The organism is Anoxybacter fermentans (assembly GCF_003991135.1).
GTDB lineage: Bacteria > Bacillota > Halanaerobiia > DY22613 > DY22613 > Anoxybacter > Anoxybacter fermentans.
In genome coordinates this window covers 3,140,712-3,153,436 of record NZ_CP016379.1, presented here as the reverse complement: position 1 = coordinate 3,153,436, position 12,725 = coordinate 3,140,712, and the positions used below count along the sequence as shown (strand labels likewise).

11 protein-coding genes and 1 riboswitch are annotated in these 12,725 nt (G+C 36.0%); all 11 genes read right to left on the bottom strand.

What is annotated here, in order from left to right; all coding sequences use genetic code 11:
* Positions 1 to 160 precede the first annotated feature (160 nt).
* The gene (locus tag BBF96_RS14335) at positions 161 to 1,363 is read right to left on the bottom strand and encodes a CpaE/TadZ family protein (protein ID WP_127017786.1); all 1,203 of its coding nucleotides are present in this window, start codon (positions 1,361 to 1,363) and stop codon (positions 161 to 163) included.
* Positions 1,364 to 2,314: 951 nt separating this feature from the next.
* A riboswitch (cyclic di-GMP riboswitch) is annotated at positions 2,315 to 2,448 on the bottom strand.
* 88 nt (positions 2,449 to 2,536) lie between these two features.
* A complete protein-coding gene (locus BBF96_RS14330; protein ID WP_127017785.1) occupies positions 2,537 to 3,187 on the bottom strand; it encodes a response regulator in 651 nt (216 codons plus the stop codon).
* 5 nt (positions 3,188 to 3,192) lie between these two features.
* Entirely contained in the window at positions 3,193 to 4,344 is a 1,152-nt protein-coding gene (locus BBF96_RS14325; RefSeq protein WP_127017784.1) for a sensor histidine kinase, read from the bottom strand.
* Between the two features lie 337 nt (positions 4,345 to 4,681).
* Positions 4,682 to 4,927, bottom strand: coding sequence for a hypothetical protein (locus tag BBF96_RS16985; protein ID WP_236777836.1), 246 nt, complete (start codon positions 4,925 to 4,927; stop codon positions 4,682 to 4,684).
* A gap of 7 nt (positions 4,928 to 4,934) precedes the next feature.
* The gene (locus BBF96_RS16980) at positions 4,935 to 5,210 is read right to left on the bottom strand and encodes a DUF362 domain-containing protein (RefSeq protein ID WP_236777835.1); all 276 of its coding nucleotides are present in this window, start codon (positions 5,208 to 5,210) and stop codon (positions 4,935 to 4,937) included.
* A complete protein-coding gene (locus BBF96_RS16975) occupies positions 5,191 to 5,505 on the bottom strand; it encodes a hypothetical protein (protein ID WP_236777834.1) in 315 nt (104 codons plus the stop codon). Before BBF96_RS16975 ends, BBF96_RS16980 begins: the two co-directional genes overlap by 20 nt.
* 251 nt (positions 5,506 to 5,756) lie before the next feature.
* Positions 5,757 to 6,707, bottom strand: a complete 951-nt coding sequence (locus BBF96_RS14315; protein WP_127017783.1) for a DUF4382 domain-containing protein — start codon at positions 6,705 to 6,707, stop codon at positions 5,757 to 5,759.
* Between the two features lie 209 nt (positions 6,708 to 6,916).
* Entirely contained in the window at positions 6,917 to 7,687 is a 771-nt protein-coding gene (locus tag BBF96_RS14310; protein WP_127017782.1) for a TatD family hydrolase, read from the bottom strand.
* 134 nt (positions 7,688 to 7,821) lie between these two features.
* On the bottom strand, positions 7,822 to 9,012 hold the full coding sequence (locus BBF96_RS14305; protein ID WP_127017781.1) for an MFS transporter: 1,191 nt from the start codon (positions 9,010 to 9,012) through the stop codon (positions 7,822 to 7,824).
* 91 nt (positions 9,013 to 9,103) lie between these two features.
* The gene (locus tag BBF96_RS14300) at positions 9,104 to 9,658 is read right to left on the bottom strand and encodes a hypothetical protein (RefSeq protein WP_127017780.1); all 555 of its coding nucleotides are present in this window, start codon (positions 9,656 to 9,658) and stop codon (positions 9,104 to 9,106) included.
* 667 nt (positions 9,659 to 10,325) lie between these two features.
* Positions 10,326 to 12,431: an alpha-amylase family glycosyl hydrolase gene (locus tag BBF96_RS14295; protein WP_205665652.1), complete on the bottom strand. Its 2,106-nt coding sequence runs from the start codon at positions 12,429 to 12,431 to the stop codon at positions 10,326 to 10,328.
* Positions 12,432 to 12,725 lie beyond the last annotated feature (294 nt).

Below are 12,725 nucleotides of genomic sequence, written 5' to 3'. Positions count from 1 at the left end.
ATTTCGACTGAAATCTCACTAAGATGGTTAAACGAAAAATTTCTATATAGCTCAAAATTAGCTTTTTGCAGTTTAATCATCTTCTCCTTTGTAATATTTGATATAACCTGGGCTTATACCTCCTGTTAATTTATGCCGTTAGTTCTATTTCTATCTACCTTTATTTGCCAAATAACTGTTTCATCGTTCTAAAAAGTCCACCTCTGTTATTCCCTTTAGCCTCAGGTTCTACCAAATAAGCCAGTTCAAAAATACTTTTAGATATTGAACTCCCTGGATTTGAAAGCACAAATGGTTCACCAGTATTCATTGCCCGCACTGCTATCTTTTCATCACCAGGAATCTTTAACTTAATTGGAAAGTTTAGAGTTATTTTAAAATCCTTTAAACCTGGACCGTGTTTAGAGTTTGAACGATTTAAAATCAAAAGTATTTTTTCTTTAGAATAATTTAACTTCTCCATAATTTGCAAACTCAAACGAATATTTTTAATGGCAGCCAATTCAAGCAAAGAAACTAGAATAATTTTATCTGAAAAATCTAAAGCTACCAGATTGATTTCATGGAGTGTGGGTTCTGTATCAATTAATACATACTGATACTTTTGCCTTAATAAATGAATAATTTTACTGACATGATTTCTTTTTATTAATTCTGCTTCTTCCGGTCTTACAGGTGCAGCCAATACTTTTACTCCACTCCGATGGGTTAAGAGATAATTTTCTAAATCATCTCCACTAATTTTATCAATCTCCCGAGCCAGATCAGTAATAGTAACATCTGTTGGTAGGCCCATCATCAAAGAAACATCACCAAACTGTAAATCCAGATCAAGAACTACCACTTCCTCGCCTGTTAATCTGGCCAGGGCAACAGCCAGATTAACAGTAATGGTTGTCTTACCCACTCCCCCTTTGCCGCTAAAGACAGTAATTACTTCACCAGTTCTTTTTCGCACTTTTGGAATAGTCTCACTAAGTTGTTTCTGTTCTATGGAAGAGACCCGCCGAATAGCCTTTACTAATTCATCCCGGCTGAAAGGTTTCATCAAAAATTCCCGGGCCCCAGCAGAAATAGCTTGCTGCATATAATAATGCTCTTCCTGAACAGAAATAATAATAACCGAAGATTCTGGAAGTTCCCGACTAAGAACCTCTGTTGCCTTAAGTCCATCCATTCCCGGTAAATTAATATCCATTAGAATAATATCAGGCTGAACTTTTTTAGCAAGTTCAATCCCCTTTTCTGCATCATTAGCTTCAGCTACTACTTCAAGATCATCTTCAAGACTAATCAACCTACCTATATTCTCTCTGGTGTCTTTAATATCATCAATAATCATAATCTTTATTTTATCCTTCACCAGATTCAACCTCCTCTTATCTACAATCAACGAATTACAACTTAAGTTCTTCGTCTCTTTACCAATCTCCTTCTATTTCATTCTTTACCAATACCGGAATTCGTTTTGTGTTAAATATCACTTCTTAACTGTAGTCATGCCTTTTTATTCTGTTTTAAGTATATAAAAAATTTTCTTTATTCTTTAAATATAAGATTATAATGTAAAAAGCTAATTTTGAGCGACATAGAAATTTTTCGTTAAATCATCTTAGCGAGATTTCCGACGAAATAAGGCCTCATATGAGGATTGATGAGCTAATCAAGGACCAGGAGGGCCCTTTGATTAGGAAGCCTTATTTCGGCGGAAATCGAGCTTTAGATGATTCGAAAAATTCCTCAAGAAGCGAAAAATTAGCTTTTTGCAATAAAATCATATAATAAGACCCTACTTGAATTTCTTCAAGTAGGGTCTTATTCATATATCAGTTCAATTAGTTCTCTTTTTGAAAAATCTCAAGCTTCAATTAGTTTTTTATCTTAAGGGGGTTTTTCAATTAAATTTTCAGTCAACTTATAATTGGGGAGGACAGCCCAATTATAAGCCTGATTTCAATTATTTCATTTGAGGAGGAGGATCTTAATTTTCCTGAGGGGGATTTCTCAGGATCTAACATCCGTTCCGATTTTACACAAGTACTCAGAAGAGGAACTGAGTACTAAGGTCTTGCATGCACAGTGCTTCCACTATGAGATAATAATTACATACTATCAGCAATATCAACAAACTTCCGGATCATACACCAATATCATAACCAATCTTTAAAAAAATTTTACACTAAAACTGTCCCACCTCCTTATTTTTAAAAATAACACCCACAGCTCCCAGGGAGATGGGAATAAAAAAACCCATTCTCCTGGGTTGCCAAAAGAGAATAGGTCAAAACACTTGTGCATGTTAGACCCGCTCTTTAGTGGCAACCGGCTGTCATAGCGGCTAAGATATTCACTCAGGTTAACTTCAGTCAATAATAAGGTGAATCTCTTACCCGCCTTAGACCCTTGGCTTTGCGTCCCTATCTTTCGATAGGTTTGCCTTTTTCACCTGTGAGCTGTGTAGTTGTCATTTTTATAATAACACAGAAATAAAGGGAAATCTATACAACACTGGCCCCAATTCAGCAAGACAAAAGCCCTATTTTATGTCAACCCATCCCTTTTTTATTGCATAAATAACTGCCTGTGTCCGGTCGTTGACCCCAAGTTTCTTTAATATATTACTTACATGATTCTTGACTGTTTTTTCACTGATAAATAATTTCTCACCAATGGCCCGGTTATTATTACCCTTAGCCATCATCTCCAGAACTTCAATTTCCCGTTCAGTAAGGATATCTTCAATGGATTCCCCGATTTTACCTTTACTACGTTCTCTCCCCATAACCCGATTGATAACGGAAGCCGGGAAAAGAGTTTCTCCATTAAAGACCATTTGCAAAGCTGAACGCAGCTCTTCAGCACTTACATCTTTTTGCAGATAGCCTTCCGCTCCTGCCTTTAAAACTTCATAAACATATTCTTCATCATCATGAATAGTTAAAATAATAATCTTAATCTCAGGAAAGAGACTTTTAATCTGCTTCGAAGCCTGGACCCCGGACAGTTTAGGCATATTCAAGTCCATAAGTATTAGATCAGGTTTAAGCTCTTTAGCTTTATTTACCACATCTTCTCCATCAACAGCCTCACCAACAATAGTTATCTTTTCATCTAATTCTAAAAGTTTGCAAATTCCCTCTCTAACCAGAAGATGATCATCTGCAACTAATACCTTAATCTTCTCCATTGGCATTACTCCCTCCTTATAGGAATTTTAACTAGAACCGTTGTTCCTTTACCGGGAGCAGTTAAAATTCTCAAACTTCCTCCAATCAGCTCCGCCCGTTCTTCTAAACTTAATAACCCATAATTTTCTCTTTCTCTGGTCATTTCCTTAACCTTGTCTAGATTAAAACCCACTCCCCGGTCCTGGATAACAAGATTGATAAGGCTTTTCTGAAACTCAATCTTTACCAAAGCATAGTTGGCCCGGGCATGCTTATATACGTTATTTAAAGCTTCCTGAATTATCCTGAAAATTGTTACCTCTATTGATTGATCGAGTCTTCTCTCTGTTCCAATAACCAATAATTCAACCCTGATATTCGTTTTTTCAAAGAATTTATCAATAAATCTACGAAGAGTAGGAATCAGACCCAGATCATCTAAAGTCATCGGTCGTAGGTCAAATATTATCTTTCTAATATCCTGTAAAGTATCACGAACCTGAGCTTTTAACTCCTTTAACTCTGCTTTAGCCATCTCAATATCCTTCTCCAGGAGAGTTTCAACATACTCCGTCCTAAATACCACATTCGCGATAGATTGAGCAGGGCCATCGTGAATCTCACGGGCAACCCGCTTTCTTTCCTCTTCCTGAGCCAGAATAATCCGGATACCAAGTTGACTTCTTTTTTGGAGATCCTCAACTTGACTACTGATATCATTTAATTTTCCTAACAAAAAGTCTAATACAACCCCTACCTGTGCAACAAGATTATCCGCTTTCCTTACAGTTCTCTCCAGATTAATCAATCGCCGCTCATAATCATTACGTTTTTGTCTTAGATTTTCTTCTTTTTCCCGTAATATAGTTAGCTTGATAAGGGTCTCTTCTGCTTTCTCATATGCTTTCTTAATCTCTTCTTCTGTATAACGTTCAAAATCACGGCTGACTTCTAAAAGACGAATCCGGGCCCTTTTATTAATAATCTCCATTTGATCAACCTGTCGAATAATCTCAGCAACCTCAGCTTTAATATTTTCCAACTCAGATCTAACCCGTTCTGCTTCTTTTCTTGCACTTTCAGCAATATCAAAAATTTCCTCTTTTCCTTTTTTTAAACTCTCAATTGTTCGATCCAATATCTCATCCAAAAGTTTGATACTGGGCTTTTTATCCATGATAGACTACCCCTTCAATGGAATCTACTATTTTCATTTCGACATCTTCAGTTAGAATCCTTTTAAAAAAATCTCTTATGACGGTTTCAAATATGAAGAGGTAAAATCTTTTTTCATCCAATACTATAATTAAACTGCAAAAAGCTAATTTTTCGCTTAAGGAGAAATTTTTCGAACCATCTAAAGCTCGATTTCTAAGGCTTCTTAATCAAAGGACCCTCCTGGCCCTTGATTAGCTCATCAATCCTCATATGAGGCCTTATTTCGACTGAAATCTCGCTAAGATAGTTTAGCGAAAAATTTCTGTATCGCTCAAAATTAGCTTTTTGCAGTATAATCATACTATTTGATAGCCATAAGCTGCTAAAGAAAAAATTTTTTCAGTTTCATTTAAAGACAGCCCTTTTAAAGTAACTTTAGTTAAATCTCCTTCTTCGTAACCTATCCGTATCAGTTGGTCCATATAATGGACAGCTTGAAGCCTAAATCCCAATAATCTGGCCCCCACCACATCGACCGCCACGGGATTTGTACCAGCAATAATCAAATCCGTATCGACTGGTTTTCCTTCACCAGTTCCCACCAATCCCTTATCCGCACTCCATCTTCTCTGCCCGAATAAAATTATGTAAATCAGTATGAATCTCTTTTTCTTTTTTAGGAAATCCATGAATCTCTGCCGGTGGCCAACTTAAAGCAATTTTTTTGATACCTAAAGAAACAGTAGCCTCCTCATGGACTTTAATCTGAGTAAAAGAGATCAATACATCTTCCTCATAAAGTTGATTTAACTTTGTTGATGAAGGAATACTATGATTTAACTTAATCTCGGTATATGGGTCGTAATTAAACAACTTCCTCTTCAATTACTGTCTTATATCCCACCTGTTCAAAGACTTGAGGTGTGGATGCACCACCTGAATCCGCGGCAATCACCAGATGTCCAGGAATTTTACCTTTAAAGTAACGGATCAACTGTCGAAAAGTTTCAGTTCCTACTACTACACTATTTTCAGGAAATTGATTTTTTACCACCGTCTCCTCTGATTGAACAAGATTTTCAAGGGGTAACAGATTTAATGCCTCAACAAGAGCATCACCTTCATAAGGATTAGATATAATTGCTACAACTGGTTCTGTTATCTTCCGTTTTTTCCTCATTTTTTTTCTCCTCCCTTCAATTAAGCATTTATTTTAGGGAAGATTAGTTATTATTCCACAAAAATTATCAGATTTCTGTTATATTATAACACACTAGTTAAAGATATAAAAACAGTTCAACTTTAGTATTTTCCTATCAAATCGAGAAAATATTTTGGATAGGTAAATTATAGTTCAAAATTATAAAACCCTGTTAGTCTGAACTAACAGGGTTTTATAATTTATATTATAATTTACCACTAAAATTCTCTTTATAGAGCAGGCTCTTGCAAAACTGGTTTCAAAATAATATCATTTTCCAGGACTGTAGTCTGTTTAGCAACAACTTGAACTGTTATCAGTTCAGATGATAATTCATAAACTACAGCTCCGTTTGCATCTATTGCATAGGCATTTATCCAATAAGTACCTTCTTCTAACCCTCTAAGTTTAAAAGATCCAGCAGGTTTAACTGTTCCATCTTCTAAAATAGTTTCTTCTGCAGTAGCGACTGTAGAAGCTACAACATTACCACTGGCATCTAAGGCTTCTACAATTACATCAACATCTGTAATTGCATTACCTCCACTATCTATCACTCTACCTTCTACATCACCAGAAATAACCTTATCAACAACTTTAATCGCAGTCGGTCTAAGAATGATCTTACCGCTTTTACCAGCACTATGTAACATTTCTCGTACATCGGTATCTAAAACTAATTGAGTAATAACACCTTCTTCAATAGTAAATGTGTGATTAATCTTTAAACCAGTCTGGGTTCCACTGGGAATAAAGATATCTTTTTTAGTACCATCTTTTAAAACAATGTATGATTTTCCTGCATTTGGACCACTATAATTGCCCTGACCGTTAAGTTCTTCATTAGCAGCAACAATCAGCCTGATTTGAGTATATGTGCCTACCGGTAAACTTTCCTGTCCTAGAAGATCTTCATCAAATCTTAAAGTTAATAGATCAAACGTTTTTTCACCGCCATCACTTGTAAAATCATTAATTGTCAGCCAACCATTTTCTTCATTGTAAACCTGAACTTCATCAATAGTAACAAAAACATTTTGAACATCATTCACTGGAGCATCAGCCAAAAACAAAGCTAAACTTCCCGTACTATCAGTATTATTTCCGACATTCAAAAAGCCACATCCAGCCATTACTAACATCATCAAAACCAAAATTGACAGAACAATTAATCTTTTCATTGATAACCCCCCTTTTTGTTAAAATAATTTTTGGTAATTTTATTATTACATAACTGGAATAATTTTTTTGTGACATACATCACTCAATCTATTAATTTCATGATCAAACTACAAAAAGCTAATTTTGAATTACTTAACCATTTCAATAAAATTTAGAAAAAAAATAAGGTCTCATCACAAGAAGCGATAAAACCTTATTTCGACTGAAATCAAACTTCAATCTTAAATATTTCTTTAGCTGTTCTGGTGGTAACCTGGGCCACCTCTTCTAACTCTACCCCTTTAATCTTAGCAACCTTTTCTGCAACATACCGCACATATGCAGGTTCATTCCGCTTACCCCGATAAGGTACAGGAGTAAGATATGGAGAATCGGTTTCTAAAAGTAAGTGTTCTAAGGGAATAGCTTTAACCACTTCCCGGGCAGTTTTAGCATTAGGGAAAGTAATTACTCCACCAAAGGCCAATTTCAAATTAAGTTTTAAACATTCCTCAGCCATTTTAAGATCACCAGCAAAGCAATGCATAATTCCTCCCAATTTGTCCACTTCTTCCTCTTTTAAAATACGCATGGTATCTTCATCAGCTTCCCGGCTATGGATGATAACTGGTAATTTCAACTCATGAGCCAACCGCAGTTGGGCTCTAAAAACCCGCTGTTGAATATCTCTGGGAGAAAAATCATAGTGATAATCAAGCCCAATCTCACCAATAGCTCGAACTTTCTTTTCTTGAGCCAAATCCCGCAATAAGCGTAATGTATCACCTGTCACATCTTTGGCGTCATGAGGATGAACCCCAACAGCAGCATAAATCTGGGGGTATTTCCTTGCCAGAGCAACAGAAGCTTTACTGGATCTTTCATCAGCACCTATATTAAAAATATACTCAATCCCTGCTTCTTTAGCACGCTGAATTACTTCCGCTTGATCATTTTTGAATTTTGGAAAATCTAAATGAGCATGTGTATCAATTAACATCTAAAATCCTCCCCTTTAATTTGTTAAATTAACTAATACCACCATTCATTTATTATATATCATTTTGCTGAATTTTAGCAAGTTAGAAAACGTGGTAAAAAAATCACCTGACAAATTGTCAGGTGAAATCTATATCAAATAACCTTAAGTTCAACTTTTCGCCTTTTATCAGCATTAATATATACCGCAGCCAGCATAAAGATTACACTTGCTACAATAAAGGGAGACTTTAAGCCGCCTATTTTTCCAATTACCCCGCCGAGGACTGGCCCCGCTGCCAATCCGAACTGATTAAAACTGTTGCTGATTCCAAATGCCCGACCGCGGAAATTTACATCTACCGACTTCGCAATCATGGAATTCAGCGCAGGAATCACTCCTGCAATGCTCACTCCGAAGATAAACCTTAAACTACAGAATAAATAAACATTTGCATAAAGAAGCTGAAACAGATTTAAAATAGCTCCACCGAAAAGCCCTAATATCAGAACAGTTTTAAAACCTATCTCTTCAGCTTTAGCCGACCATCTAGGTGCTGCAAGTATTGTTGCAATTCCAATCAACGAAAAAGCAATTCCTGTAACCAGGCTGATATCCATTCCAATAGGAGAAATCTTTTCAATATAAAGGGGCAAAATTGGCTGTATCATGTTCATACCAGCCTGTACCCCCATTAAAATTAAAAGGCTAATCATTAACTGGCGGTTAGAAAATCCAATCTTTAAATCCCTGAGTATATTTGTCTTTTCTGTAGAACAGACAGCAGTCTCTTTTACTCCAAAGATAACCAATATTGTCCCAAGTAAAATAACCACACCACCGATGAAAATACTCTCACGAATTCCGAACCAATAGGATAAAAGACCTCCTAGAAGTGGCCCGGTAACTCCACCTGCTGCAATCCCTGTCTGTAAAATTCCCAACGAACGACTAATCTCCTTTTCAGGGGTATTGGTTGCTACAAGAGCAATAGAAGATGGGATAAAGCCACTAAGCGTTCCCATCAAAATTCGTAAAAAAAGAAAAAGATAAATATTATGAACAAAAGCACTTAAAATATAAGTCAAACCAATTCCAAGTCCTGAACGGATAATCATTATCTTCCGCCCATATCGATCTGCCAATGCCCCCCAGATTGGAGACATTATAGCACTGGTTACAAAACTGGCCGAAACTAAAAGCCCGGCCCAGATTTCAATATTGTTAATAACCTTCAACTCCTCCTTAAGAAAAAGAGGCAAAAACGGAGTCACCAATGAAAAACTAACTGCTGCCACAAACGTTCCAAACCATAGTACATATAAATTTTTCTTCCACTGTTCCATCGGTACATCCCCTATCTAAAATAAATATTTAATAAATATTTCGACATACGAAGCATTTCTCCTTCTCTAAAGTAAACTTTGATTAATAATTTTAATAGCTAATTCCTGTCAACTTAAAGGTTATACCTTGATAACGGAGAAATAATTTATGTGCATCCCGCCGGCTTTGATAGGGGAATTTAGCAATAATTCCAATCTTCCATTTAAGGGGTTGATCTTTTGGATAATCATAAATTGTCGGCTCAGCCACCTGTTCAATTCGTTCTCCACTGGCCGTCTCAAGCCAGATTTCACCAACCCCTTTGGGGTCAAGTTTTTTTCGATTTAAATCTGTTAAAAAAAGATGATAAGCTGTATGGCTCTGATCTCCATAGATCACAGAGTAAATGATATAGTACTTATGAACCGTCACCCGTTCTAAATCCAACCTGATATCATCCTTTTCAGTTGTGATGGTCGATGGTTTGGGTAATGGTAGATCATATTGCCCTGTATCAGACTTCACTATGGTAGGACGTACTGCCGGGCCATAGATATAACAAACCTGCTGTCTGGAAAATGATACCCCACCTAATAAGATAAAAAATCCCATGATAAAGGCCAATATCAGTCCAAAAAAGATTAAACCCTTTCGGTCTATGACCAAGGTCCTCATCCTTTCTTAAGCATTTTATATTTACTGCAAAAAGCTAATTTCTCACTTCAAAAGAAATTTTTCAAACCATCTAAAGTTCGATTTCTGTAATCTTGACTAGCTCATCACCTCCTGTGATGAAGCTTTATCTCTTCTTTAATCTCACTAAGATAGTTAAACTAAAAATTTCTATGGCGTTCAAAATTAGCTTTTTGTAGTTTAATTATTATTATTATTATTCAAAAAAGAAAGAGTTAAGACCTTCTCTAAAAACAACCGCATCTAATCTAGAAAAGTTTAACCCTCTTGTATCAAATTAAGAAAATATAATTTTCAATGCCAGAGATAAAAATAATTTTCCCGATAGAACAAAATGCCCTTCGGGCATTGTACAAAGCTAATTTTTCGTTTCACAGTGAAATTTTTCGAACCATCTAAAGTTCGATCTCAATCGAAATAAGGCTCCCTAATCAAAGGGCCCTCCTGGCCCTTAGAACTAGCTCATCACTTCCTGTGATGAGGTCTTATTTCTCTTTCAATCTTATTAAGATAGTTTAACGAAAAATTTCTATGTCACTCAAAATTAGCTTTTTGCAAAGTTTATCAGATATTTCTATACCAATATTATCCAAAAAGGGGTATGGAAAAAATTCCATACCCCCACATCTTTTTGGCTATTTTAGTTTTGCCAATAAACAGTTACGTTACCAGTTCCGGAAGTAGGTACTGTATAAGTATGATTGCTTCCGCCTTCCCAGATTACAGTGCCATCAGGCTTAACTTTGATAAATTTAAATTCAATGGTCTTGCCAGCAGGTACACTGGCTACGATAAACCATTCTGGATAATTTGGACAGAGCATTGGACCATAAGTTTTCTCAAAATCTGTACTCCAATTACCCAATTCCTGAACATTACCGGTAAGATAGATCTGATCTCCCCAATCTGTATATGCTTCTTTTACAGTAAAGACGACAGGAATAAGCTTATCAGTAAGTACTTCATAATCAATACTATTACTGGTTCCAGCAGAAGTAACAACTTTTACTTGAGCAATTCCAGGAGCAATAGATGGAACAGTAACTTTGATTTCAGTTGGTGACCAGGAGATAACAGAAGCTGGAGTATTGTTGAAATAAACAGTACCGCTGCTGCCAAAGCCCTCTCCACCAATAGTAATCTGATTACCTGGACGGCCTACTACCGGACCAATAGAACCAATCTGAGGCATAGATGGAGTAGCTTTATATGTCCATACAGAAACACTATTGGCAGGTAAATAGAAATTACTTACAGCACCTGAACCATCTACCCAGATAGAAGTTCCATTCAAGAGTCCACCAAGATAATCATCATAGCTACCAGATGGTAATGCAGTATAGAGACCACTGATATAAGTACTATTGGAACCTTTATTGATTGCAACTAAAACTACACTATCAAAGAACTTTCTTTCATAGATATAAACATCACTATTGATCCACCTTTGATACATGTCTCCATATTGAAGTGCAGGTTGGGTCTGACGCAGGCTACTTAACTTCTTAATAACCTGATAAGCTGTTGTATTTTGATCCCAACTCTCCATCATCGGACGATTCCATGGATCTCCACCGCCATTGGTGTCATTATGAAGATATTGTTCTGTACCATAATAGATTAATGGAATACCCCGACAGGTTAAAATAAATGCCAGTGCCTGATGGAGTCTGTTATAATCAGGATTGATAGTCAGAAAACGTGGCATGTCATGGTTGTCAATGAAAACTGGAAGATCATTTTTCCATTTATAATCCTGCTTTGTCTTCTCAACTGCATCATTCAGTACGTAAAAATCACTATTATAGCCAAATACATCACGAATTGCTCTATTCATGTAAAAATCTAAAGGTGCAATACCTGTACGATTTGCAAATTTAACATTGTCTCCATAAAGTGGATCATTGTAACCACCCAGATACCATTCACCAGTCATATAAACATCTTTAGTACTAAAAATATGGTCTGCTAAACTTAACTGCCAGCCCATAGTCATATGCTTGATAGCATCAATTCTAAATCCATCAATACCGTGATTGATTAAATCAACTGCTGCTTCTTTAAGATAAGCATCAATAGTTGGATGTTGTTGAGATAAATCAGCCAGGTCAGCTAGATTTTTATACTGGGTTTCAAACCGATCATCCCAGTTGGAAATTCCACCATTATGATGCCAGTATCCGTGGGAATCGTTCAAATAATCATCCCAATATTGACCATTATAGTAAAGTGCACCCCGTTCAGCAAAGTTAGGATCATTAACATCAGCTGGACTGGTATGGTTTGGAGCAAAGTCAACCAATACTTTAATACCATAGTTATGAGCTGTTTGAACCATTTCATCAAAATCAGCCCATGTTCCAAAATGCTCTTCAATCCGCTTGAAATCTCTAGCCCAATAACCATGATATCCGGCATTAGGAACTCCATTATAATATGCTGCCACATCAATATTATCATGTACAGGAGTAATCCAGATGGCAGTTATCCCAAGATCGGCCAGATATGGGATCTTTTGAGTTATTCCTTTCAAATCACCGCCCCAGTACAATTTCCAATTAGATTTTGTAGAGTCGTATAATCCCGGGGATTTGGCTGGATCATTGTTAGATGGGTCTCCATCATAAAAACGGTCGATCATAATTTGATAAATTACTTCACCCTTAAAGTCTAAACCATATGCTACTGTGGAAAGAACAAATAAAAGAACAAAACAAATAAACAGATCAGTTTTTCTCAATTTCATTTAATAGCACCTCCTATTTTTTGATAAAAATATTCTAAAGATTTTGAACTAAAACATTGAACTAAAATTCTCACCTCCTCTTAAAAACAATATTTCATGAAAACGTTTGCATAATTTCGACAAATTCCTCACATAGCTTATATAATTCAACACCTTTTCTCAAATTCCTCTCATATAGAGTCTAATTATTTTCATATAATTCATATCTATTTGAATTCCTAACAATTTACTTTCTTCTGATTCTCCAGTTATTCTAAAACCTTAAGTATCCAAAGTAAAAAAATCTTCTAAAAC